Below are 23,489 nucleotides of genomic sequence, written 5' to 3' on the forward strand. Positions count from 1 at the left end.
GTAAACTAAGCAACCATGCCGAAGATCACGGAGACGACAGTGGCGGAGCACCGCGCGGTCCAACACCGCGCGGTGCTGGAAGCCGCCGAGCGGCTGATCGTTGCTGGCGGCGGCAAGGTTCCCTCCCTGGCAGAAGTAGCGGCCGAGGTTGGCCTGGCCCGCCCCAGCGTCTACCGCTACGTCTCTTCCCAGCATGATCTGATGGTTCAGCTGCTGGTGCTTAACAGCGAAACTTGGCACGACCAGCTGGAAGACAAGGTCAAGGCCGCTCCGCCAGAGCCCGAAAAACGCATCTGCGCTTACGTCGACGCGATGCTCGATCTTTTCGTTCACGGCTCCCACGGCCCGCTGATGGCCGCCGCCCAACACTTCCCGGAGGCGTTTGCCGAGGAAAAGGTGCAGAAATCACACGCCGGCTTCAAGGAAATCGTGGATAGCTTCTGCCCCGGTGTTTCCTCCATCGACATCGGATTGCTGAATGCGGCGGTGGTGAGGGCGTCAGAAATGGCAAAAACCCCCGAAGACCTCAAACAGGCAACGGCAACACTGCACCGCATGGCGCGCGCCATCGTGTCGGGATAGACCGTCGCAACGAGCCCCCAATTCCTTAGTTCGGCGGGGACAATCCCCGGCGACGTTGTACGCTTAACCTCATGCGAAATCGCCTTGTTGCACTCTCCGTTGCCGCATTGACGGCCCTCTCGCTTGCAGCCTGTTCGGATGATGAGAATCCACCTGAGCAGAGCGCAGCTCAGTCTTCGAAGGAGTCCGGCGAAACTTCCGCCGAAGGACAAGGAGACACTTCGGAGGAAGGGCAAGAAGATGAGGCCGCAGATAACACAGATAACAAGGCTCAAAAGCGCCCCAACCCCACGGCACCCAGCACTCCGAAGCCCGATAAGGTCGAGCTCGCCCCGAATGAAACAGCCCTAGAGGGCGAGCTGATGAAGGTGCACTTCAGCGATATGACTCCACCGGAGGACTTCGCACGTGTGGCGGACATCGTGGACGATAGCGTGGTCTACTACGCGATCAAGCTCGATCCGAAGAAGCCCGTGACGGCGAAGTTGGGGGCAGGCATTGGCACCCAGACTCCCGAATGGGCCATCGTTGGCAGCAGCAGTATGCCGAATGAAATGAACTGGGACTCTATGGTCGGGCGTAATATCCGCGCCATCGCGCACCGGGACAACATGACCTTCGCTACGGACCCATCCGCTCCCCCGACGGCGGTGACGGTCGAAAACTCGGACTACAAGCCGGAGATCCTCGACTAATTGGCGCTTGCCCTTATCGCTCCGTATGCCGCAACCACGCAAGCACTGCCTTTACCCGGCGATTGGCATCCTCGGGTGCGAACCCTAGCTTCATAAAAACACTAGCAACGTGCTTGCTCACTGCTCCCGCGGTCAGCACCAATTCATCCATGATCTCCGAGTTGCTCAGACCACGAGCCATTAAAGCAAGAACTTCCTTTTCCCGAGGTGTCAACGCAGCCAAGCCAGTCCGTCGCGCCGAAAGCAGGGCAGATACAACCTCTGGATCAACGACGGTTCCTCCCCGAACAACCTCATTAAGAGAGTGAACGAATTCATCCACATCAGAGACGCGTTCCTTCAAAAGATAGCCAAAGCCACCGTGCTCCAACAGCCGATCGAGATAGCTCGCCGCAACATACTGGCTAAGCACCATAACCGGTTGAGAAGGATACCGTTTGCGCAGATCATATACCGCGCGCAGACCATCATCAGTCATGGTGGGAGGCATACGGACATCGGTGATAATCACATCGTACTTCTGTCCGTTTTCATCACTCGCCATCGTGGCATTACGCAACTCTGACGCATCGACCACCGTCAAGACCTCATGCCCGAGCGCTATTAGTAACTGTTCTAGTCCGGCACGAAGCAATGCAGAGTCTTCTGCAAGCAAGACCTTCAAAATATTCTCCACTAGGTTGATTTGAGGGATTCCGACAGGGGCAATTCAAGAATCAACTGCGCACCAGATTCACTTTCAACCGAGCCTTCACCATCCTTAGCGTTCTGGAATTTCACCGTTCCACCAAGTGCAGCAGCACGCTCGCGCAAACCTGCAATACCCGTACCGTTCAAGTGGCGTAAATCCTTAGAAGGGGTTTCAATAAAGCCCACCCCATCATCTGTAATAGACACTCGTAGCCGATTCGAAAAGGCGACTCTCACGTCAACGTGCTGAGCTTCGCCGTGTTTCGTTGCATTGGTCAAAGCTTCGGCGACACAGTGATACGCCAGTAGGGCAATAGTCTCGTCCAATTCCTGAGAGTTACCTTCGACCTGCAAGGCAGCGTCAACCCCTGCATGCGCAATGAGCTCTTCAAGGGCTGCAATCAGCCCCCTATCAAAGAGCACCTGCGGGGCGATTCCTCGCACAGTCGCACGTAATGCGCGTAATGCCTGGGAGGCATTGTGTTCTGCATCCTCTAATGCAATCTCCATAACTTCAGAGGAAGCCTGATTCCTGTAATGCAATTTTGCAGTAGCGAGGTTGAGTTTAAGCGCTGTCAAATATTGTTGCGGCCCGTCATGGAGTTCACGCTCGATGCGACGGCGTTCGCCAGAAAAAGCGTCGATAAGAGTGGCACGAGAAGCAGCGAGTTCCTTATCGCTGGGAGACAGTACAAACCGAACTACAGCTATTGACGCCGCGGAAAGCAGCCGCGAGAAGATCATCAAAAGACCAATAGCAATGGCGGCCACACCCCAAGAAACAACGAAAATAAGAATTGGATTTGAGGTGGACCATTCGCCCAGGGAAAGCTCGCCGACAGGTAGGAATGGGATGGCAATTAGTACTCCTGCGAAGAAGCCCAAAGAAACCCATGCGAAGAAGGCAGCTGCAGAAAGCACAAGCTGCATCAACAGATGAAAGAACTGTGGCCAGTCGAACCAGTGGCTCGCTTTGCGAAACGGGACTTTTGCGCCCATCCACAACGCCCCACGTCTACAGATGGCATCTGCACCACGCGCAACAAGGGGAATCCAAGGCAGCATCAACAACGAGACAACGAATCCAGGTACGAAAAGGAGCGCGAGCACTGCACTCCACCCCAAACTCTTCAATGTCTTCATCGATTTCAACACTAGTAGTCGCCTTTAAGAAAAACGGTAGAGCCAGCTCTACCTTTATGTAGGTAGTTGGCTCCATGGCTTCCATACTGTGTGATTGCTCTGATGAGAGTATGCAGAAATCAGAAACAAGAAGTCATGTCGCCACTGCATCAGCTAACTCACCAGTCTCTCCGCGAGCGCTCCAAGCGCATAACCTTACGAAGCGATTCGGTAAGCACAAGGTGCTAGACGGTCTCGAACTGAGCATTAACTCTGGTGAATTCGTCGCCATAATGGGCCCATCTGGGAGTGGCAAAACAACACTACTCAGAATTCTATCTGGCCTGGACAAACCTTCATCGGGCACAGTAAATGCTCCGCACCGTACCGAGCGCGCCTTCGTCTTCCAGGATTACAACCTGCTGGAATCCCTCACCGCAATGCGCAATGCGACTCTTACCGCCAGGTTTAGTGGGCGCCGCTGCTCCAAGGCTCAGGTCAAGACAATCTTTAATTCACTGGGACTTAGAGGATTCGAAAGCTATCTTCCAAATCAACTCTCCGGAGGTCAACAGCAACGTGTAGCCGTGGCTCGTGCGTTGCTTGCAAACGCACCATTCATCTTTGCTGACGAGCCCACGGGAGCTCTCGACGATCAAACTGCTGATGTGGTGTTAAAGCATCTCAAAACAGCAACCCAATCAGGATCGACAGTGGTAATGGTTACCCACTCCCAAAGAGCAGCCGCATATGCGGACCGCGTAATTGATCTCGCTAAAGAACCTCTGGCCACTCCTGGGAGCAAAAACTCATGATTGTTTGGCTTAAAGATCTAAAGTCGAATTGGTTGTCATGGCTGGCGATTTCAATCACGATGCTCGTTTCTTCCGCTAGCTGCAGTCTGGCAATTTCGATGATCTCCGCAGATGGCAAAGACGCAATTCCCCTTGGCGGAACGATCCTTGGAATGTCAATCTGTGCCATCGTTTTAGTCACGTTTAGTCAGATGCGTTTGACCATCGAAGAACACCAACCGATTTATCAGAGTTGGCGCATGGTCGGCATGCCTGGGTGGATGATCAACCTCCTAATACTCGGCCAAGTTGCCGTAGTTAGTGCTACTGCCTCTTTAATCGGGGCACAACTCATTCGCCCAGCGCTGAGCCCAGCAGTCGAGGCTCTTCGTGGTGATGGTATCTCCATGCCTGACCTATCGGTTGATGCCTCTGTGGTGATGTGGGTCGTACTTGTTTGTGGTGGAGCCGCTATAGCTGGTGCGCTGCTACCACTAAGACAGATTTTTCGACCACAGACCGGCTCTCACCCTTTGTGGATCACAGTCCGGAGCGCGGTTGCTACGGTCGCTATCGCTGGATGCAGTATTGGAGGCGCCTACATCGAGAAAACAGAAGATGTACTCGCCTGGGCGATGGGAATGTCAGTCCTCATACCGCTACTACTGCCCTGGCTGCTCCCTCTTCTTGACCAGTGGACACGTGTACTCGGCATTGCAGGAGCCAACGTTCGCGTCCGACGCAACTTCTCCTCGCCTCATATCGTTCCATGGGTTCTATTCGGAAGCCTCATCATCGGTGTGGGTTCAGGGCTTCGATTAATCAAGGACGCAGAACCTGGAAGCTCAATGTCGGCATGGCAAGTTTTTGTAGTTGTCCTTGGTCCAGTTTTTGCCCCCAGCATCGCCGGCGCCGTTATGACTTCGCTCATCATGCACGCCCGAATCAAAAGTGATATCCGCGGGCTTCGCCTTGCAGGTGCGCCCGGTAGGTCGTGGATTCTAATTCAAATAGGCGAAGCCTTCGCGCTTACCGGAACGGCTGCACTGGTGGTTTTGGTGTTCACGGTTCTGACCGTTGGAATAATAAATGACCACCTCACCGGCTTTGTTTCTTTCCACGGGATTTGGTGGACAGCGTTTGGCAGCACCTTTGCTGCGATGTTCTTGACTCTATGCAGTGTCAAACTGGCGGTGGCGTCGAGCTTAGAAACGAATCAGAAATGACAAACTCCTAGCTCCAGTTCACCGCGCCCCTAGTTCACCGCACTGAGTGGAGAATAGCGCAGCTGTTCCACAAGCCAAATGATGCCAACACAGGTCTCACTCATTACGAAAACACAAGGTCAGGCGTACCGCAGTAGACTGTCGGCATGTTGTCACATGTCTTGACAGGCACAACTCGGTTCGTACGGAGCTCACTAGATCACTTCAACGCACGCCACCCGTGGAGCCACAACGACGCATTCCACCCATGGATCTTTACCCAACTGCCGAACAATCGTGCCCGAGCGCTCGACGTCGGTTGCGGGCACGGCGTACTCGTAGCCAAGCTCGCGGAGCATTTCGAGCACGTGCACGGAATCGACCCGGATAGTTCGATGCGTCGGGCCTCAATTGACCGTTGCGCGGGCCTCTCTAACGTAACCATCGACGACACCACACTCGCCGACGCTTCCCCCGGGTTCGACCTCATCACCATGGTCGCAGTTCTGCATCACATGGATTTAATCACAGGATTACAGCAGGTGCGGGATCACCTTGCGGAGGGAGGGCGCTTCCTTTGTGTAGGACTCGCCCACAGCGATTCGATGGCCGATCACGTATGGGACATCGTCTGTGCCTTGACGAACCCATTGATTGGATTCATGCGCCACCCTTGGCCAAACTACGCACTATCGACCGCTCCCCTCCCTACACGCAACCCAGACCTGTCGATAGCAACAATCCGGACGGCGGTCGATCACGTTTTGCCAGGTGCGCGCGTTCGCCGTCGACTAGCGTTCAGGCACACTATCGAGTGGACCAAACCAGCCCCACAGCAAAAGAAAACGCTTTTCAGATAGGGTGGGCAACATGAGTTCCCCCAGCGATGTCTGGTCCGCCAGCGACTACGCCCCGACAGCTGCACGCCTACGACCGATCTCTGAACTGGTCGCCGCGGAATTGGCCCGGCGCTTGCCCACCCCTGCAACGGTTGTCGACATCGGATCGGGGCACGGCGATGGCGTCACAGCGCTCGTCACCGAAGGCTACACCGTGACCGCTATCGAGCCGACCGCCCGAATCCGCGCGATCGGGCAGTGCAACGCGCCAAACGCCACGTGGATAGATGCACTGGGCGAAGCCACCGGCTTGGAAGACTCATCCGTTGACGCCGTCACGAGTACCTTTGGGTCGATGTTCTGCAACCCAACCACCGGACCAGCAGAATGGGCTCGCATCCTAAGGCCGGGAGGCGAGCTGGTGATGACTGCTTGGAATCAAGAAGGCTTCCTCGCCACAATGACAGACGCGATGATGGAATCGGTAAACCCTGGAGGCTCGAAGCAGACCCCGCCACACATGGCCTGGGGTATCACCGAGGTGGCTCACGAACGCCTATCGCAGTGGTTCGAAAGCATCCACATCGAGAACCGCGAGCTGGAGTGGACATTCGACAGCGTCGAAGACGGTATGCAGCTCTACCGCGAGGGCAGTCCAACGCATGTATGGATGGCCGACCATGCCGGCTCCCGCCGAGAGGCTCTATGGGCCGCCTTGCGCGACCACCTCAAAGCTCATGCAGATACCTCAGGACGGATCGAATCCACGACCGGCTACGTACTCATCACAGCGCGACGGCGTTGACGTCCGGGACCCTTGTCGAAAAGACGAGGCGCCTAAACGCTGAACTTGAACACCACCGGGTTCAAGCACGTACTAAGCTCTAGGACGCACGCCCGCAGGCACGGATTCGCCGGCTTCGGCGTGGCTTGCTCTCCGGCTGATAGTGTCGAAACATGATCACCGCCACACTCCGACAGCTTGTAGAGACCGCCACTGCCCATGCGCAGCGGTGCAACGATGACCACGACCACACAGTCGCCGCCGCCTTGCTGACCAGTTCAGGCCAGACCGTACTTGGCTTGAACGCCTTCCACTTCCTCGGCGGCCCATGCGGCGAAATCTCCGCACTGGCCAACCACGCGGCCACATGCGCCGATGACCCCATTGTCGCCGTGGTCGCGGTATACGGCCCGACAGGCCAAGTGATCTCTCCGTGCGGAAAGTGTCGTCAAGTGTTGTTCGACATCGACCCCGCCATCCAATGCATTGTCCACGGCAGCAACGGGCTCGAAGCGCTGAGCCTCTCCGAGCTACTTCCCTGCGCCTATGACTGGCGTGCCATGGAACTCCCACAAAAGGTCTTCATGTGGGAAGGCTACGAGCCGGCCATCAGAGATGGATCCAAACGCCAGACCATCCGCGTCGACGATCCCTTCCGACCCGGGCCAGCCCAGCTCGTCTTTGAGAAGGAGAACGGCGAGGTCACCACCATCGACGCGAAAGTCACCTCCGTGATTGCTACACGCCGTTGCGACCTCACTGAGGAACAAGCACAGCGTGACGGCTTCGCCTCATTGACCAAGCTGCACAAAGCCCTCGACATGCATTATCCCGGCCTCGAAATGGAAGATAACGTCGACGTCGTGACCTTCGAATTGAGCAGCGCCGCAGAATGAGAATCTAACCCCCAAGGTTAGCTATTGAAGCGGAACTCCCCCATGTAGCCGCGGAGATGACCATCTGTGGACCACGGGAAACCCCATCCACCCGCTCAGGATTTGGACCACACCAAGAGGTAACGGAACAGCGGCAGCCCAGACGCCTAGCTAAACGTTGAACTTAAACTCCACTGAGCGTCGAAAGAAAGTAACCTCACCCTAGCCGATAGAACCTTTCCGTAATACGATTACGTTCATGAAAACTATCAACGGCAAGCCAGTCAGCGAAGAGCAAATCGACGCATGGGTAGCCGAAGCTGAAAACGGCTACGACGTGGAAACGCTTCATCGCCGAGGCAGGAAACCTCGCAACGAAGATACTGCGAAGGTTATCTCCATTCGGCTCTCTCCTCGCGAAATCTTGGACCTCGACAAATACGCAGCCGCCCACGGATGGTCCAGATCCCAGGCAATCCGCGAAGCGTTAAAGAACGCCATCTAGACATGGACACATGTAGGCATGGACGTACGGCGTAGCGCCACGAAACACGGCATCAAGCCGGAAGACTCAGTTACTGCTGCGACATCAGGTTGCGTTTTTGCGGCCCCGCTCGACGAAGAGAACCCTCAACGGGAATTACGCCTGGGTTTCGACGGTTCAATGAGGCTGCTCGAGCTCGTCATTCTCATCTGGGACGACGGCACCGAAACGATCATCCACTCAATGAAGGCGCGCAAACAATATCGCAGCCTGCTCGACTAGTCACGAATAGCTTCAAAGAAACCCGGTGGTCTTCGCAGATACAGCAATCATGCGCTCGCCAGGGCACTGCAAATGTCAGATCCCATCCTTAAAATGGAGACCATGAGTGATGCCAATCTCACGATCCAGCAGATCACCTTCGACTGCCACGATCCCGCAAAGCTTGCCGAATTTTGGTCCGCAGCAACAGGCTGCGAGATCGCTGCAGATTACGGCGACTTCGTTATGGTCGATTCCACCCCGACGTTGGGATTTCAGCGCGTTAAGGATCCGACGCGCGGGAAAAACCGCATGCACATCGACGTTGGCGGGGCGGAGCGCGAAGCCTTGGTGGAACTACTGAAGGGGCTAGGGGCAACCGAACTCGGCACCCACGAGGCGCCAGGACTCGTGTGGACCGTCATGCAGGATCCGGAAGGCAACGAGTTCTGCGTGGGCAATCCCGAAGCCTAGCTAAACGTTAAACTTGAACTCCACACCAACGCCGTGTCCACTACTCGGGGGACACCCCCAACATTAATGCTGCCCTGCCGGCAGACCAGGGCGGCCGTGTGAGTATCGGACAATAATGCGTAGTCCTCCAAGGGTCTGGACACAGGGGCTTTCCCCCTTTCCTCAGTGGTGCGACCAGAGGGAGTAGAAACATCCACCCCGGTGCACCCGCTGCGGTGACAACGACCCATCGCCCGCAGCAGGTGGCAATCGTCACGGTTATCCCTCTTTTTCAGATTCCTGTCCTCGGGATCAGAAAAAGACGGGGACCTGTCATAGGTCAGTGAGCATTTGCTGCATCTGGGCGATCTCGGCCTCCTGGTCGTTGATAATTTGTTCGGCCAGGGTGGTTGCATGGGGATTCTGGCCGTCAGCCACCTCGTCACGGTCCATGTCGACCGCACCTTCGTGGTGGGCGGTCATCTGCTCCAGGTAAAGGCGGGCGGCGCCGGTGCCCTGGGCTTCCTCAAGGGCTGTCATGTCCTCCTGGCTCATCATCCCGCTCATGCCACCCATCTCGCCGTGATCCATTCCACCTATCTCATCCATGGTCCCCATGCCCCAGAGTCGGTGACCGGCTGCTGGCCCCAGGCCTCGAGCATGGCGTTCATCCGGTCAATCTCCGGTCCCTGGGCGTCAATAACCCCCTGGGCAAACTCCACGACCTGGGCGGGGATGCCCTCCTTGGCCAGGAGCATCTCACTCATTTCCACGGCCTGCTTGTGATGGGGGATCATCATCTGGGCAAACATGATGTCCGCGTCGTTGTGATCGGCGGAGATCTCCCCGTCCTCCTCAGTCGCCGCCCTGGTGGTCTCGGTCGTCTCAGCGGTAGTCGTCACAGTGCTGGTGCCGAGGTGGTGGCGTCGGTGTTGCCTGAGTCGGTGGCCTCACCGCTGGCGGCCAGCGCCAGGGTGGAGACTACGGCGAGAGCGGAAAGAACAAGGGTGCGCTTTATGGTGGAGCCCTTTCAGGGTCATATGGGGTCAGTGGAGAGAAGTGATGGATCAGTGGACGGCGGTGGATTTCGGAATAGGCGTGGTGTGTTACTCCTTCGGACTGGTGGGAGCCAGGTGGGCCGGGTCCAGATCAATCCGGCGCAACAGCTGGGCGTTCAGGGCCACCACGATGGTCGAGGCAGACATCAAGATCGCGCCCACGGCCGGGGACAGCACGAACCCGATCGAGGCGAGCACTCCGGCGGCCAGCGGCACGGCAAGGATGTTGTAGCCAGAGGACCAGACCAGGTTCTGGATCATCTTGCGGTAGCTGGCCTGGGACAGCTCAATCATCGACAGCACTGCCCGCGGGTCATCACTGGCTAGGACCACCCCGGCAGATTCCATGGCCACATCCGTGCCGGCACCGATGGCGATACCGACCTCCGCGCGGGTCAGAGCGGGGGCGTCGTTGACACCGTCGCCGACCATGGCCACGCTCAGGCCACGCTCCTGTAACTGGGTGACCTTGGTGTCCTTGTCCTGGGGCAGGACCTCGGCGAAGACCTCATCGATCCCCAGGTCCTGGCCAACCGCCTGGGCCACCTGCTGCGCGTCACCGGTGATCATCGCGACTTTCACCCCGCGGTCCTGCAGGGCTTTCACGGCGGCGTGGGATTCGGGGCGGATCTTGTCCTCGACGGCCACCGCACCGATGATCTGACCGTCGCGGACAATATGGAGCACACCGGCCCCACGCCCGGTCCAGGCGCTGGTGGTGTCGGTGAGCTCAGCCGGGGTGGTGAGGTTGAACTCGCGCAGCATGTTCGGCCCGCCCACGAGGATCTCAGCGCCATTGACAGTGGCCCGGACCCCCCGGCCGGAGGCGGCGCTGAAACCAGTTGCACGGATTTGCCGACGGGAGGCCTCGGGATGGGCGGCCGCGGCCGCCACGATGGCGCGGGCCACGGGGTGCTCGCTGTCGGCCTCCGCGGCGGCGGCCAGGGCCAGCAGCTCGCCCTCGGTGACGCCGCCAGCTGCCGCGACACCGGTGACCGCGTGCGCTCCCTCGGTCAGGGTGCCGGTTTTGTCGAAGAGCATCACGTCGATGGTGCGCATCCGCTCGAGCGCCATCCGGTCCTTGATGAGCACCCCGGATTTCGCGGCCCGCTCGGTGGAGATCGCAATGACCAGCGGAATCGCCAGGCCCAGGGCGTGCGGGCAGGCGATGACCAGTACCGTGACCGTGCGCGCCACGGCATCGTCCGGGCTGCCGATGATGGTCCACACCACCGCGGTGATCAGAGCGGAGATCAGCGCGAACCAGAACAATAACGCCGCCGCCCGATCCGCCAGGGCCTGGGCCCGGGAGGAGGACTCCTGGGCGTCGGCAACCAAGCGTTGGATCCCGGCCAGGGCGGTGTCCCCGCCGGTAGCCTCCACCCGGATGCGGACGGTGTTGTCGGTGGCCACAGTACCGGCGACCACCTTGTCACCGGTGTCGCGGAAGACGGGACGGGATTCGCCGGTGATCATCGCCTCATCGAATTCGGCGGCTCCGTCGAGGATGGTTCCGTCGGCCGGCACCCGGGCACCGGCCCTCACCAGCACGACGTCGTCGACGGCCAGCTCGGAGATGGCCACGGTGCGGGTGGTCCCGTCGATGACTTTCTCGGCCTCATCCGGCAGCAGGGCAGCCAGCGCGTCAAGCGCGGAGGACGCGGCCCCGAGAGCGCGCATCTCCAGCCAATGGCCCAGCAGCATGATGGTCACCAGCAGAGCCAGCTCCCACCAGAAGTCCAGGTCAAAACCGCCCAGCCCCAGAGTGGTGACCCAGGAGGCGACAAACGCCACGGTGATGGCCATGGCGATCAGGAGCATCATCCCGGGTTGGCGGGATTTCAGTTCGTTCCATCCGCCCTTGAGGAAAGGCGTTCCGCCGTAGACGAAGATGATCGTGCCCAGCACCGGGGGGATCCAGGTGGATCCGGGGAATGCCGGGAGGTGGTAGCCGAGCAGCTGGGCGACCATGGGGCTGAAAATAACGACGGGAATGGACAGAATCAGCGACCACCAGAAGCGTTCCCGAAACATTGCGGTGCTGTGTCCGGCGTGTTCGCCGTGACTATGAACGTGGTGGTCGTCGTCCATGGCGGAGTGCGGGTGATCGTGGGGCATCGCCTGGCCGTGGGTGTCGGCATCTGCGTGGTGTTCGTGGCTGGCATGATGCGGGTGGTGGGTGTGGTCTGTTTCCGGAGCGGGGTGATCACCATGGTGATCACCGGAATGGTGGGGAGTGCTCATGACGTTCCTTTCGCTCAACCCGGTCGGGGTCGAGATGATGGGTAAAACTGATCAGGATAAGACGGTGTAGCCGGCCTCTTCGATGGCCCGGCGAACCATCTCCGGAGGTACGACACCGGTGACCCTGACGGTAGAAACACCACCAGCAGCGAGATCAATCTGGACGTCGTCGACCTGGGGGAGGGCCTGAAGGGCCTGGGTCACGCTTTTCACGCAGTGCCCGCAGGTCAGGCCGGTGACCTGGTAGCTCGGGGAGGATCCTCCTGCTGACGAGTCGCTGGCGGCAGGGATGGAGGCGGTGTCGGCACGTGAGGCAGGTCCGCAACAGCTGCAGCCGTGGGAGTCCATCGGCAAGAGGCGGGGCGGGGAGGTGATCATAGGAAAGCTCCTTCGGTTCGGTAGGGTTCGGCGATGCCGCTATCTAGCATATACCCCCTGGGGGTATATTTTCAGCATACCCCCTGGGGGTATATTCTCAAGGGGTGGAGGGCACGGCCCTCACGCGGGGCAGGGTGTGGTCACCGAGCAGCCTCCTCACTGTCGGGAGGGGACAGCGGGAGGCGGAGGGCAAACACCGCTCCGCAACCGGGTCCGGGGGAGGTGGCTGTGAGAGTGCCGTCGTGGGCCTCGATCAATGCCTTGGAGATGGTCAGACCGATACCGGACCCGGCGGCGTCCCGGCTGCGGGCGGCATCTCCCCGGTAGAAGCGTTCGAAGATGTGTCCGAGCTGGTCAGGTGGGATGCCCTCGCCGTCATCGGCGACGTGGATGAGCGCGGTGGACGCCCCCTGTCGGTGGACGCTGACCCGGACCTGCCCGCCGGCCGGGGTGTGCCGTAGCGCGTTCGACAGGAGATTGCTCATCACCTGGCCGAAGCGTTGCCGGTCCACGAGCACCCGGGCGGTTTCTGTAATGGTCTCGACCTGTAAATCGACGCCTTTGTCAGCATAAGCTTCCCCCGCGGCAGCAGCGGCGGTATGGAGCAGATCCCCGAGCCCTTCCTCCGCCAGGTCCAAATCGATCAGGTGTTCCTGGGCCCGGGAGACATCGTCGATGTCTTCCATCAACCGGGTCAGGCGGGTGAGTTGGTCAGCCATGATCGTGTGGGTGGCATTATTCCAGTCCACGACCCCGTCCTGGAGACCATCGAGGTAGACCGTGAGCACCGATAAGGGGGTGCCCATTTCGTGGGCCAGATCAGAGAGCATCTGGCGGCGGACCTGTTCCGTGTGTTCCAGCCGGTCGGCCATGGTGTTGAAGGCATGCGCCAGGGTGGTGACCTCGGGGCCTGCTTTTCCGGCGGGCACGCGGATACGGGAGTTGCCGGCCGTTAGGCTGGTAGCGGCGCGGGTGAGATCCTGCAGGGGGGTGCGCAGACGACGCGATAACCACAGGCCGGCCAGCAGGGCACTGATCAAGGCGGTGGGTAGGGCGACGGCCAGGGTGATCAGGTTGGCGCCCCGGTAGGCCTGCTCGGCATGGAACAGCTCCAGCGAAGGGTCCTCCCGGCCGGTCATCAACATATGATCGTGGAACAGGGTCGGGCCCACCATCGTGGCCACGGCCGCGGCCACCAGCAGGCTAATCACCACGACGAACACCTGGGCGGCCAGGAAGCGGAAGGTCAGGCCGGGTCCGTGATTCATGGCTGCCCCACCCGGTAGCCCACGCCACGCACGGTGTCGATAAACCCCCGGCCCTGGGTGTCGGTGCCGAGCTTGCGACGCAAGTTGCCGATGTGGACATCGACGATGCGTTCATCACCGACCCAGGTGGTGTCCCAGACCTCGGTGACCAGGTCGTGGCGGGTCAGCACCTGGCCGGGGCGCAGGGCCAGGGCAACCAGCAGCTCGAACTCCGTGCGGGTGAGCTCCACGGTCGTCTCCCCCACCCGTACCTCATGGGCGACGGGGTCAAGGATGAGGTCACCAACGATCAAGGGGGTGGTCACCTGCGGTGGGGTGGTGCTGGTGCGTGGACGGCGCAGCACCGCATGCACCCGGGTCACCAGTTCCCGGATGCTAAAAGGTTTGGTGATGTAGTCATCCGCCCCCAGGGTCAAACCGCTGATCTTGTCGTCCTCGCTGCCACACGCGGTGAGCATGAGGATGTAGCAGTCCGAGAAGGTGCGGATCCGTCGACACACCTCCAGGCCGTCGAGTTGGGGCAGCCCCAGATCCAGCACCACGACATCGGGGGAAAAGCGACGGGACTCGTCCACGGCCTGGGTGCCGGTGTGCGCCTGGCGGGTATCGAAGCCGGCCCGGATGAGGTAGGAGGCCACCATCTGAGCCAGGGGTTGTTCATCATCGACGACCAGCACCCGCCCCGGGGGCGTGGCGGTGGTCGGTGTGTGGTCAGCCATAGACCCCAGTATCGCTCCGGTCAGGGGGGAATACCATCCTCGCTCAGTGCCCGGCGGGGAATCTTCATCAAATCTTCAAACATCACCCTTCGACCGCCGTCACCCCTGTGCCCCGCCCCGGGCCGGCGGCATCGCCTCCCCTGGTCGGTTCAGCAGGCGCCACCAGGGATTTCACTGTCTGCACCGCATACCCGGGGCGGGTAGAAGGCCATAGCCCACGGCTGTGGGGTGGTGTTCCGGTGGTGACCCAGCCCACCGAATTCACCCCCCTTTTCGCCCTGTTATAAGACTGTGAGCAGGGTTTTTGAATTCTAGTCCGTCAGGCACCCGTGCTAGATAAAGGTATGGCATCGACCTTGAGGCGGTGTCTTCTCATGGCCCAGCCACGATCCAAGGAGATTGACGTGAAACGAGCAGCGATCGCAGCCGCCGCCCTTGCCCTCGCCCTCACGGGGTGTTCGGCCGCCGACCCGGAACCCACCGCCGATGGGACGGTGTCCCAGGACACATTCCTGACTACCCATGGCCTGGCCGGCATGGACGCGGTGGAGATTATTGATCACCTCGACCGGCAGAAGGTCACTGAGCGTCCCACGGATCTGATCGCCTCAGTGCGTAACGATGAACTGCTGCTCTCGAGCGATGACCAGGAAGTCGTGGTTGATCTTCCCGACAATCAGACGTATGTCTCGATCGCACCCTATCTCACCTCCACCCACGACTGCTTCTACCACAGCCTCACGACCTGCCAGGGGGAACTCGACAATGAGGATATCCAGGTCACGATCACCGATGAGGCGACCGGTGAGGTGCTGGTGGACGAGGCGACAACCACCTTCGACAACGGGTTTGTCGGCTTCTGGCTTCCCGATGATGTCACCGGCCTGATTGAGGTCAGCTACCAGGGGCGTACCGGCACCACGGAGTTTTCCACCACCGACGACGGTGCCACCTGTGTCACAGACCTGCGCCTGACGTGATGGCTCAGCAGGATCCTCACCTGCGCCTGTCTCCCGTGTCACTGAAATCTTGCACCAAGAAAGGTTAAATCATGACGAACGCGTTTTCCCGACGACAGTTTCTGCTCGGCGGGCTCGTCCTCGCCAGCACCGGGGCCGTGGCCGCCTGCACCAGCGCCCCTGGACCCGCTGCCTCGGCACCAGGTCCCTCCCTTCGCCCCACCCCCACTGCGCTCGGTGAGCCGACGGTGCGCCGGACACTGACCGCCCGGCCCCTCTCTCTGGATATCGGCGGTATCGAAGCCAAGACGTGGGGATACGTCTCTGACACCGGGGATGCGGCCATTGAGGCCACCGCCGGCGACGTCCTCCAGGTCGATATCACCAATGAACTGCCTGAGAGCACCTCCATCCACTGGCATGGCATCGCACTCCACAACGCAGCCGACGGTGTGCCCGGCATGACCCAGGACCCCATTGAACCTGGCGCGTCTTTCTCCTATGTTTTTGAAGTCCCCCACGGTGGCACCTACTTCTACCATTCCCACACCGGCCTGCAGCTTGATCGCGGCCTCCACGCCCCACTGATCATCCGTGACCCGCAAGACGCTGAAGACCAGGACGTTGAGTGGACCATCGTGCTCGACGACTGGGTCGATGGCATTCAGAGCACTCCCGACGATGAGCTCGACAAGCTCACCGGAATGGGTTCGGGCGACCATAACGGGGGTATGGGAATGGGAGGTCACGGCCAGATGATGCACGGCACCCCGGACCGGGTACTGGGCGGGGATGTCGGCGATGTGATGTATCCGCACTACCTCATCAACGGACGTATCCCCCGTGCTCACCGGACCTTCGAGGCTCGCCCGGGCGACAAGGCCCGCCTGCGGTTTATCAACTCCGGCGGTGACACCATCTTCAAGGTGGCCCTCGGTGGTCACCGCATGACCGTCACCCACACCGACGGCTTCCCCGTCCAGCCCCGGGAGACCGAATCGATCTACCTGTCGATGGGCGAGCGTGTCGACGTCGAGGTCATCCTCGGCGACGGCATCTTCCCGCTCACGGCTTTGGCGGTGGGTAAGGACGACCGCGCCTTCGCCGTCATCCGCACCGCCGGCGGCCAGGCCCCCCACCCCGATGTCGACTTCCCCGAGTTGTCGTCCACCGGACTGCTCCTGTCCTCCCTGAAGCCAGCAGACCGTGCACTCCTACCCGAGGACACACCAGACCGAGAAGTCAGCATCGACCTGGGCGGGCAGATGATGCCGTATGAATGGAGCATTCTCACCGACGGCCAATCCTCCTCCGCGACCGTGCAGGAGGGCCAGCGCCTGCGGATGGTCATGCGCAACAGGACCATGATGCCCCACCCCATGCACATCCACGGCCACACGTGGGCGCTGCCCGGCAGCGGCGGACTACGCAAGGACACCGTCCTTCTCCGCCACGGTGAAACCATGATCGCCGACCTGATCGCTGACAACCCCGGTGAGTGGGCATTTCACTGCCATAACGCCTATCACATGGAAACCGGGATGCTCAGCTCGCTTCGCTACGAGTAACCCCCACAGCAGGGTATCGAGCGAGATGCGAAGGTAAATGGCAGCACGTGTTGTTATACGACTAACACTAGCGCGCCTTAGGTTACGTTGAACTTGAACTCCACGGAGTGTCGGCGATAACTAACCATTTGATGCGCGCGTGCGGAATTAACAACGAAATACCGCTAAAACAGACAACATATGGGGTGCACAGAAACACATATAGGTTCTGCGGAAAACCTATAGGGCGCGTCGCTAAAAACCGCTGTGCGCGGAAAACATAAAGGGTTTACGGACCCGGTCCCAGACCCCTCAATACTCTGAGCCGGAAGAATGGAAAGTGGAAGGTTGATGTATCCCCGCTATTTATTTTTTCCGTTTTTCGGAGTACATCGGGAGCTACAACTGCGGACCAGCTCTGTGTGAACTAGATGAGAAGGCGCAGCAGCGAATCATCGACGCTGGACAGTTGGTGCTGCGGGCACGCGAGCGGCACCCCCGGCGGTCACTCGCGGAGCACTACAACCCGTTATCGATGGACCCAATTCTGCTCAAGGCTCACAACAACTTGGACCAGGAAGTCGATAAGGCTTTCGGTGCGGCACGCAAACTCACCAACGAGCGCCACCGCCAGGAGCTACTGTTCGCCAGCTACGGGGAGTTGGCGAGGGGCTATGTCTCCTCGCTTTCATCAAAATCGAAACCACCAGCAGGGTCGTTCCCCGTGCGGGTGATTTTGATCGGCCCGCTGCCGGGTGTAGAACCCTGTCGCTGGCAACGCCGGGAACTATGACTGTGCCCGACGAGAACACGTCACTGTCATAACGCGGCTCACGGTAGACGAGCATGGGTCGTTCACTACTACTGGTGGATTTCGGTTTTGGTGGTGGGGGGATTACCGCCGCCGGCCTCGTTTTTTCCGTTGAGGAGGGCGTTGACTACTTCCCGATTGTGAAATGGGCCGATGGCGCGGTGGAGAGAAACCAGTCACCTGGAAGAGATCGATCCAGTCGCTGGTGCGCAATCTGGGAGGTAGGGTTGCGGGGTCGATTCCTCGCGAGCGCAACCATGATTGTGTCTCTGAACGTGATGAAAACAACCCTGCCCTTCGGAGAATTTCCCCTATCCCGCGTCCCCGGGCGGTGAAAACGGTGTGCACCATCGCCTGAAAGGCTTTGCGCTGCTCTATCGGGATCTTCGGGTCACCCACCCGGCGGATCACTAAGATCCCCCCGTCAACGTTTGGCTGTGGCCGGAAAGCAGACCTTGGTACTCGGGAACCAAGGTGAAATGTGAACCATGGGGACCACTGAGCCGTCATCATTGTGCTTGCGCCTACCCCGGCCCGGCGGCGAGCGACTTCCCACTGCATGAGGAGTACAGCGTCAGTCCATGCCGGCGCATGCAACAACTTTCGAAGAATGGCAGTAGTGAGGTGAAAGGGAATGTTTCCCACAATGACGCAGGGAGTGGCGGGTAACGGGAAGTTAAGGAAATCATCATGGACCACTTCGACCGACGCCGAGGAGGTTTCTTGTGTGATTTTGGCAGCTAGTTTTGCGTCTACCTCAACTGCCGTTATTGGCCTCCCCAAGCGGGATAGCGGGTGAGTGAGGGCACCGCTTCCTGGCCCGATCTCAATGATGGGGCCAGAGGATTGTTTTACAAGATCGACGATGGAGTTGATGATCTTGTGGTCTGTGAGAAAATTTTGGCCATGTTCGTGACGGCCGTATCCGTATGTAGACATCAGGTGTGCTCCGTGGAGTTGAAACGAAGCCGGGCATGGCAAATGGCCGCCCGGCTAAAGGACCGGAGCGGTTTCTAACCTGCGGGAGGGAGAAAACCGCCTTAGCGGCTGGTGAGCGGCCGCATGAAAACGGAACCTGAAATCAACATGGGCCTATCGTATCCAATTAATTTCGCAGGGTCCAATACGGTGAGAAAGAAGACAACCGCACCGCAACAGTGCAAGACCTCTCTGGATTGGAATTTGTCCTACTTTCGGCTCGTCGTACAGACGCCACTGGCGTATTTTGTCTCTGGGCAACGAGGGGGAGTTACCCCCACCTCCGGATGTTTTTAAGGTGCACCCCTGATTACGCTGTGGTGCGGGAGTAATTTTGTCCGACCGATCGGACTATCCACCGACGTGGGGCGGGTAGTTCGAGGTCCCAGCAGATGATCGCGTCGATTTCGCCGCGTTCAAAGGACGCCACCATGGCGTCGTAGTCGGGGCGAGCCACATTCTTCTTTGACGCGGAAATGGACTGATCGACGTAGTTATGTCCTATGTCCAACGTGCAAGCCACGCTGCTTTGCAATGGCTTCACAGTCCTGACGCTGCCGGTCGATGGTGAGGCCATCCACGTCAGCGTCTCGTGAGATACGAAGGTAAATAGGAGCGCGTGTTGTCAAACGCTATTAATAAGGCCCTTAGCTACACATTGAACTTAAACTCGACGGTATGTAGTTGCAAAGTTACTTTCTCGAGAACCTCGCCGCCCACGTCGCTCCCGCGTTGGGTGGCAGCCGAACCACAAAGGATCAGTCATCTGCTATCCCATCGACTAATTCTTGCAGGTCGCAGGACCTTTGCGTAACTGTCAGTTCAGCGCATTTTGAATAGTTCAGCACACGATGTATTGTTCAGCACATGCTGACCATTGTTTCACGCCTCGACGTCATGAACCGGCTCGGCCGGGCCATGGCGGATCCGACGCGCTCCAGAATCCTGATGACACTACTCGACGGCCCGAGCTACCCGGCCGTGCTTTCGCGCGACCTGGACCTGACCCGCTCGAACGTCTCGAACCACCTGACCTGCCTGCGCGACTGCGGCATCGTCGTCGCCGAGCCAAAGGGCCGCAAGACACGCTACGAAATCGCCGATCCGCACCTCGCGGCAGCGCTCAACGCGCTGGTGAACGCGACGTTGGCTGTCGACGAAAACGCCCCGTGCATCGACCCTGAATGCTCGGTGCTCGGCTGCGGCGAGAAGGGAGCGGACGCATGAGCTCAGCGTGTGGATGCGCACACGAACCCGCCACAGAGATCGAAGAACTCGATCGGCCATGGTGGAAGGACCCCGAGTTGCTACTGCCGATCTTCTCCGGCGTAGCCCTCGGCATAGGCCTGGCGCTGGACTGGTCCGGGGTAGAGACACCCGCGACAGTACTGTTCTGGGTCGGCCTGCTGCTAGGGGCGTATACGTTCGCGCCCGGCGCGATCCGAAACCTTGTCACGAAGCGCAAGCTCGGCATTGGTTTGCTGATGACGATCAGCGCGGTCGGCGCGGTAATCCTCGGTTACGTCGGAGAGGCCGCGGCGCTAGCGTTCCTGTACTCGATCGCCGAGGCGCTGGAAGACAAGGCAATGGACCGGGCACAGGGCGGACTTCGGGCACTGTTGAAGTTGGTACCGCAGACCGCGACGGTGCTGCGCGACGGCACGTCGGTCAAGGTCGCAGCGAAGGACCTCGTGGCTGGCGAACTGATGCTCGTGCGCCCCGGAGAGCGGATCGCCACGGACGGCATCATTCGGTCTGGACGTTCCAGCCTTGACACCTCAGCGATCACCGGAGAATCCATTCCGGAGGAGGTTGCACCCGGCGACGAGGTGCCCGCGGGTGCGATCAACTCCGCCGGTGTGCTGGAAGTAGAGACGACCGCAGCTGGAACGGACAACTCGCTGACCACACTCGTCGACCTCGTCGAGCAGGCGCAGGCGGAAAAGGGCGACCGCGCCCGGATCGCCGACCGAATTGCCCAACCCCTAGTGCCCGGGGTGATGATCCTGGCGGTGCTGGTCGGCGTGATCGGCTCGCTGCTGGGCAACCCCGAGACGTGGATCACCCGAGCGTTGGTGGTCCTGGTCGCAGCATCCCCGTGTGCGCTGGCAATCTCCGTGCCGCTGACGGTCGTGGCCGCGATCGGCGCGGCCAGCCAGTTCGGCGTGGTCATCAAGTCCGGCGCGGCGTTCGAGCGACTCGGCGGCATCCGTCACCTAGCGGTGGACAAGACCGGAACCCTTACCCGCAACCAGCCCGAGGTTACCGACGTGGTCCCGGCAGAGGGATTCGATCGGGCTCAGGTGCTTGCTTTCGCTGCGGCAGTTGAGCAGCAATCGACGCACCCCCTCGCCGCGGCGATCGCGGCAGCGGAGCCCGAAGCCCCCGCCGCCCTGGACATCAGCGAGGAAGCCGGACATGGCATCGGCGGCACCGTCGAAGGTCGACGGGTGCTGGTAGGCAGCCCCCGGTGGATCGACGCCGGGTCACTAAAGGCAGACGTTGAGCGCATGGAGTCCGAGGGCCAGACCTGCGTCCTTGTCACCGTCGATGACGCCCTCTCTGGGGCGATCGGGGTCCGCGACGAGCTGCGGCCCGAGGTGCCCGAAGCCGTGCAGACCCTGCACGCCAACGACGTGGAAGTGAGCATGCTCACCGGCGACAACACTCGCACCGCCCGGGCGCTGGCTGAAATCGCCGGAATCGACGACGTGCGCGCCGAGCTTCGCCCGGAGGACAAGGCAAACATTGTCGCCGAACTCTCCTCCAAGACGCCGACGGCGATGATTGGCGACGGCATCAACGACGCTCCTGCGCTGGCGGGCGCGACGGTGGGCATAGCGATGGGAGCGACCGGCTCCGACGCCGCAATCGAGTCCGCTGACGTCGCCTTCACCGGCCACGACCTCCGGTTGATCCCGCAGGCGCTGCAGCACGCCCGTCGAGGCAGCAGGATTATTAACCAGAACATCGTGCTGTCTCTGGCCATCATCATCGTGTTGATGCCACTGGCGATCAGCGGTGTGCTGGGGCTGGCCGCCGTCGTATTGGTTCACGAGGTCGCTGAAGTCATTGTCATCTTGAACGGCCTGCGGGCCGCACGAGCGAAGCGCTAAGACACACCTTCGCCCAGCGCGCTGGCTCTCCAGCGCGGACCTTGGAAGGATCGAGCTGCTCAGGAACCAAGCGTCGCCTCAAAACTTTTGCTGCCGAGCTTCATCGACACGGTCCGCGACTACCTGGGCAGTGTGTTTGGCAAAGAGCCCCACACCCATCAGGGTTGCCGATCCGTCGCCGGTCCAGTTGCCATAACCGACTAGATGCAGATTCTTCACTGCGGTTTCGCGGCCACGCATGAGGTGGCGGAATGGACTGAGGGCCGGACGGAAACCAGTGCACCAGATCAGATGGTAGTGGTCGAGCTCGCTCAAGCTATCGAAGATGGGGGTAGCGGTGAGCTGGCCGGAGTCGCGGAGCTCACGTAAATGAGGAAGCGCGACAATGTCCCCGAGGTTCGGGCCGGAATCGCCACCGAGAATCCGGCGGTGGCTGCCCGCGTTAAACGTTGAACTTGAACTCTACCACGTCGCCGTCGACCATCACGTAGTCCTTGCCTTCCTGGCGAACCTTGCCGTGGGCGCGGGCCTCCGCCATGGAACCGAGCTCGTCCAGGTCCTCAAAGGCCACGATCTCGGCCTTAATGAAGCCCTTCTCGAAGTCCGTGTGGATCACGCCGGCCGCCTGCGAAGCAGTGTCACCCTTGTGGATCGTCCACGCACGAGCCTCCTTCGGCCCAGCAGTCAGGTAAGTCTGCAGCCCCAGCGTTGCAAAGCCAGCCTTTGCCAGCGTCTGCAGCCCCGGCTCGGTCTGCCCGACGGATTCCAGCAGTTCAGCCGCCTCCTCGTCGTCCAGCTCCAGCAGGTCCGCCTCCGTCGCGGCGTCCAGGAACACGCAGTCCGCAGGAGCCACCAGCTCGCGCAGCTCCGCCTTCTTATCCTCGTCGGTCAGCACAGACTCATCGGAGTTGAACACGTACAGGAACGGCTTGGCCGTCAGGAAGTGCAGGTCGCGCACAGTTGCCAGGTCGATCTCCCCCTGCGCCGCGGCACTCGACAGCGTGCGGCTATCCTCCAGGATTTCCTGCGCCTTCTTAGCCCCCTCGACCTGCTCGGCCAGATCCTTGTTCTTGCGCGCTTCCTTTTCCAGGCGCGGCAGAGCCTTCTCCACCGTCTGCAGGTCGGCCAGGATCAGCTCCGTCTCAATGACGGAAATGTCGCTGGCGGGGTCCACTCGACCGTCAACGTGGATCACGTTGTCGTCGGAGAATGCACGCACCACCTGGCAGATCGCGTCCGCCTCGCGGATGTTCGCCAGGAAGGCATTACCCATACCCTCGCCGTCGGAAGCACCCTTCACGATGCCGGCGATGTCCACGAAGGAGACTGTCGCGGGCAGGATGCGCTCAGATTCAAAGATCTCCGCCAGGCGCGTCAGGCGCGGGTCCGGCAGCTCCACCAGCCCCACGTTGGGCTCAATGGTTGCGAACGGGTAGTTCGCAGCCAGAACATCGTTGCGGGTCAGGGCGTTAAACAGCGTGGACTTGCCCACGTTGGGCAGGCCAACAATTCCAAGAGTAAGAGTCACGTGCCCCATCCTATCGCCCGGCCGTCGCTGCCTCCAATGCGCCCTTTCTATTGCCTCTATTGCCATACTTATTGTTTCTTTTTGACGCCCACCGCTGCC

At 60.2% G+C, this 23,489-nt stretch carries 25 protein-coding genes and 1 pseudogene; 15 read left to right on the forward strand and 11 right to left on the reverse strand.

Annotated features, from left to right (window positions below; translation table 11 throughout):
- Positions 1-15 precede the first annotated feature (15 nt).
- On the forward strand, positions 16-582 hold the full coding sequence (locus tag HMPREF3166_RS06055; protein ID WP_070488201.1) for a TetR/AcrR family transcriptional regulator: 567 nt from the start codon (positions 16-18) through the stop codon (positions 580-582).
- A 71-nt stretch (positions 583-653) separates the two neighbouring features.
- Positions 654-1,277, forward strand: coding sequence for a hypothetical protein (locus HMPREF3166_RS06060; protein ID WP_070488203.1), 624 nt, complete (start codon positions 654-656; stop codon positions 1,275-1,277).
- Between the two features lie 13 nt (positions 1,278-1,290).
- On the opposite strand, the gene HMPREF3166_RS06065 is transcribed toward HMPREF3166_RS06060, so the two are convergent.
- Both HMPREF3166_RS06065 and HMPREF3166_RS06070 read right to left on the reverse strand, forming a co-directional pair.
- Complete coding sequence (locus HMPREF3166_RS06065) at positions 1,291-1,941, reverse strand: response regulator transcription factor (protein WP_070488237.1); 651 nt, start codon at positions 1,939-1,941, stop codon at positions 1,291-1,293.
- Between the two features lie 11 nt (positions 1,942-1,952).
- A complete protein-coding gene (locus tag HMPREF3166_RS06070) occupies positions 1,953-3,110 on the reverse strand; it encodes a sensor histidine kinase (RefSeq protein WP_070488239.1) in 1,158 nt (385 codons plus the stop codon).
- A gap of 74 nt (positions 3,111-3,184) precedes the next feature.
- On the opposite strand from HMPREF3166_RS06070, the gene HMPREF3166_RS09960 reads away from it, so the two are divergent.
- The 8 genes from HMPREF3166_RS09960 to HMPREF3166_RS06105 all read left to right on the forward strand — a co-directional run bounded on the left by HMPREF3166_RS09960 (position 3,185) and on the right by HMPREF3166_RS06105 (position 8,805).
- On the forward strand, positions 3,185-3,904 hold the full coding sequence (locus HMPREF3166_RS09960; protein ID WP_237746514.1) for an ABC transporter ATP-binding protein: 720 nt from the start codon (positions 3,185-3,187) through the stop codon (positions 3,902-3,904).
- Positions 3,901-5,109, forward strand: coding sequence for an FtsX-like permease family protein (locus tag HMPREF3166_RS06075; RefSeq protein ID WP_070488204.1), 1,209 nt, complete (start codon positions 3,901-3,903; stop codon positions 5,107-5,109). The genes HMPREF3166_RS09960 and HMPREF3166_RS06075 overlap by 4 nt, the downstream gene beginning before the upstream one ends.
- Positions 5,110-5,255: 146 nt before the next feature.
- Positions 5,256-5,948 carry a class I SAM-dependent methyltransferase gene (locus HMPREF3166_RS06080; RefSeq protein WP_070488206.1) on the forward strand — a complete coding sequence of 231 codons (693 nt, stop codon included), beginning with the start codon at positions 5,256-5,258 and terminating at the stop codon, positions 5,946-5,948.
- 10 nt (positions 5,949-5,958) lie between these two features.
- Complete coding sequence (locus HMPREF3166_RS06085; protein ID WP_051876240.1) at positions 5,959-6,732, forward strand: class I SAM-dependent methyltransferase; 774 nt, start codon at positions 5,959-5,961, stop codon at positions 6,730-6,732.
- 152 nt (positions 6,733-6,884) lie between these two features.
- The gene (locus HMPREF3166_RS06090; RefSeq protein WP_034985725.1) at positions 6,885-7,607 is read left to right on the forward strand and encodes an ASCH domain-containing protein; all 723 of its coding nucleotides are present in this window, start codon (positions 6,885-6,887) and stop codon (positions 7,605-7,607) included.
- 238 nt (positions 7,608-7,845) lie between these two features.
- Positions 7,846-8,091, forward strand: a complete 246-nt coding sequence (locus HMPREF3166_RS06095; RefSeq protein ID WP_034985727.1) for a CopG family ribbon-helix-helix protein — start codon at positions 7,846-7,848, stop codon at positions 8,089-8,091.
- Between the two features lie 18 nt (positions 8,092-8,109).
- Positions 8,110-8,352: a hypothetical protein gene (locus tag HMPREF3166_RS06100; protein WP_034978290.1), complete on the forward strand. Its 243-nt coding sequence runs from the start codon at positions 8,110-8,112 to the stop codon at positions 8,350-8,352.
- A gap of 102 nt (positions 8,353-8,454) precedes the next feature.
- Positions 8,455-8,805 carry a VOC family protein gene (locus tag HMPREF3166_RS06105; RefSeq protein ID WP_070488208.1) on the forward strand — a complete coding sequence of 117 codons (351 nt, stop codon included), beginning with the start codon at positions 8,455-8,457 and terminating at the stop codon, positions 8,803-8,805.
- A 312-nt stretch (positions 8,806-9,117) separates the two neighbouring features.
- Here the strand turns inward: HMPREF3166_RS06105 and HMPREF3166_RS10440 are convergent.
- The 5 genes and pseudogenes from HMPREF3166_RS10440 to HMPREF3166_RS06140 form a co-directional block, all read right to left on the reverse strand.
- A pseudogene (locus HMPREF3166_RS10440) lies at positions 9,118-9,802 on the reverse strand (DUF305 domain-containing protein).
- An 88-nt stretch (positions 9,803-9,890) separates the two neighbouring features.
- Positions 9,891-12,086, reverse strand: coding sequence for a copper-translocating P-type ATPase (locus HMPREF3166_RS06120; protein WP_083293832.1), 2,196 nt, complete (start codon positions 12,084-12,086; stop codon positions 9,891-9,893).
- 51 nt (positions 12,087-12,137) lie between these two features.
- A complete protein-coding gene (locus HMPREF3166_RS06130) occupies positions 12,138-12,464 on the reverse strand; it encodes a heavy-metal-associated domain-containing protein (RefSeq protein WP_035005531.1) in 327 nt (108 codons plus the stop codon).
- Positions 12,465-12,604: 140 nt separating this feature from the next.
- The gene (locus HMPREF3166_RS06135) at positions 12,605-13,732 is read right to left on the reverse strand and encodes a sensor histidine kinase (protein ID WP_070488211.1); all 1,128 of its coding nucleotides are present in this window, start codon (positions 13,730-13,732) and stop codon (positions 12,605-12,607) included.
- Positions 13,729-14,451 carry a response regulator transcription factor gene (locus tag HMPREF3166_RS06140; protein ID WP_141741135.1) on the reverse strand — a complete coding sequence of 241 codons (723 nt, stop codon included), beginning with the start codon at positions 14,449-14,451 and terminating at the stop codon, positions 13,729-13,731. The genes HMPREF3166_RS06135 and HMPREF3166_RS06140 overlap by 4 nt, the downstream gene beginning before the upstream one ends.
- 404 nt (positions 14,452-14,855) lie before the next feature.
- Between HMPREF3166_RS06140 and HMPREF3166_RS06145 the strand changes: the two genes are divergently transcribed.
- The 3 genes from HMPREF3166_RS06145 (at position 14,856) to HMPREF3166_RS10445 (ending at position 17,750) form a co-directional block, all read left to right on the forward strand.
- Positions 14,856-15,431 carry a CueP family metal-binding protein gene (locus HMPREF3166_RS06145; protein WP_034979744.1) on the forward strand — a complete coding sequence of 192 codons (576 nt, stop codon included), beginning with the start codon at positions 14,856-14,858 and terminating at the stop codon, positions 15,429-15,431.
- Between the two features lie 71 nt (positions 15,432-15,502).
- The gene (locus HMPREF3166_RS06150) at positions 15,503-16,978 is read left to right on the forward strand and encodes a multicopper oxidase family protein (protein WP_070488213.1); all 1,476 of its coding nucleotides are present in this window, start codon (positions 15,503-15,505) and stop codon (positions 16,976-16,978) included.
- 397 nt (positions 16,979-17,375) lie between these two features.
- The gene (locus tag HMPREF3166_RS10445) at positions 17,376-17,750 is read left to right on the forward strand and encodes a type IIL restriction-modification enzyme MmeI (protein ID WP_332253768.1); all 375 of its coding nucleotides are present in this window, start codon (positions 17,376-17,378) and stop codon (positions 17,748-17,750) included.
- Between the two features lie 102 nt (positions 17,751-17,852).
- On the opposite strand, the gene erm is transcribed toward HMPREF3166_RS10445, so the two are convergent.
- Both erm and HMPREF3166_RS09970 read right to left on the reverse strand, forming a co-directional pair.
- On the reverse strand, positions 17,853-18,707 hold the full coding sequence (erm, locus tag HMPREF3166_RS06155) for a 23S ribosomal RNA methyltransferase Erm (protein ID WP_070488215.1): 855 nt from the start codon (positions 18,705-18,707) through the stop codon (positions 17,853-17,855).
- 349 nt (positions 18,708-19,056) lie between these two features.
- On the reverse strand, positions 19,057-19,290 hold the full coding sequence (locus HMPREF3166_RS09970; protein WP_230580688.1) for a recombinase family protein: 234 nt from the start codon (positions 19,288-19,290) through the stop codon (positions 19,057-19,059).
- 323 nt (positions 19,291-19,613) lie between these two features.
- On the opposite strand from HMPREF3166_RS09970, the gene HMPREF3166_RS06160 reads away from it, so the two are divergent.
- Both HMPREF3166_RS06160 and HMPREF3166_RS06165 read left to right on the forward strand, forming a co-directional pair.
- Entirely contained in the window at positions 19,614-19,973 is a 360-nt protein-coding gene (locus HMPREF3166_RS06160) for a Cd(II)/Pb(II)-sensing metalloregulatory transcriptional regulator CmtR (RefSeq protein WP_070488217.1), read from the forward strand.
- Positions 19,970-21,862 carry a heavy metal translocating P-type ATPase gene (locus tag HMPREF3166_RS06165; protein ID WP_070488219.1) on the forward strand — a complete coding sequence of 631 codons (1,893 nt, stop codon included), beginning with the start codon at positions 19,970-19,972 and terminating at the stop codon, positions 21,860-21,862. The genes HMPREF3166_RS06160 and HMPREF3166_RS06165 overlap by 4 nt, the downstream gene beginning before the upstream one ends.
- Before the next feature lie 78 nt (positions 21,863-21,940).
- Here HMPREF3166_RS06165 and HMPREF3166_RS09975 read toward each other — a convergent pair whose 3' ends face one another.
- Together HMPREF3166_RS09975 and ychF are read right to left on the reverse strand one after the other, a co-directional pair.
- Positions 21,941-22,177, reverse strand: coding sequence for an oxidoreductase (locus tag HMPREF3166_RS09975; protein WP_246816945.1), 237 nt, complete (start codon positions 22,175-22,177; stop codon positions 21,941-21,943).
- 127 nt (positions 22,178-22,304) lie between these two features.
- On the reverse strand, positions 22,305-23,390 hold the full coding sequence (gene ychF, locus HMPREF3166_RS06170; protein WP_070488220.1) for a redox-regulated ATPase YchF: 1,086 nt from the start codon (positions 23,388-23,390) through the stop codon (positions 22,305-22,307).
- Positions 23,391-23,489: the final 99 nt, after the last annotated feature.

It is taken from the genome of Corynebacterium sp. HMSC08A12 (assembly GCF_001807485.1).
GTDB lineage: Bacteria > Actinomycetota > Actinomycetes > Mycobacteriales > Mycobacteriaceae > Corynebacterium > Corynebacterium evansiae.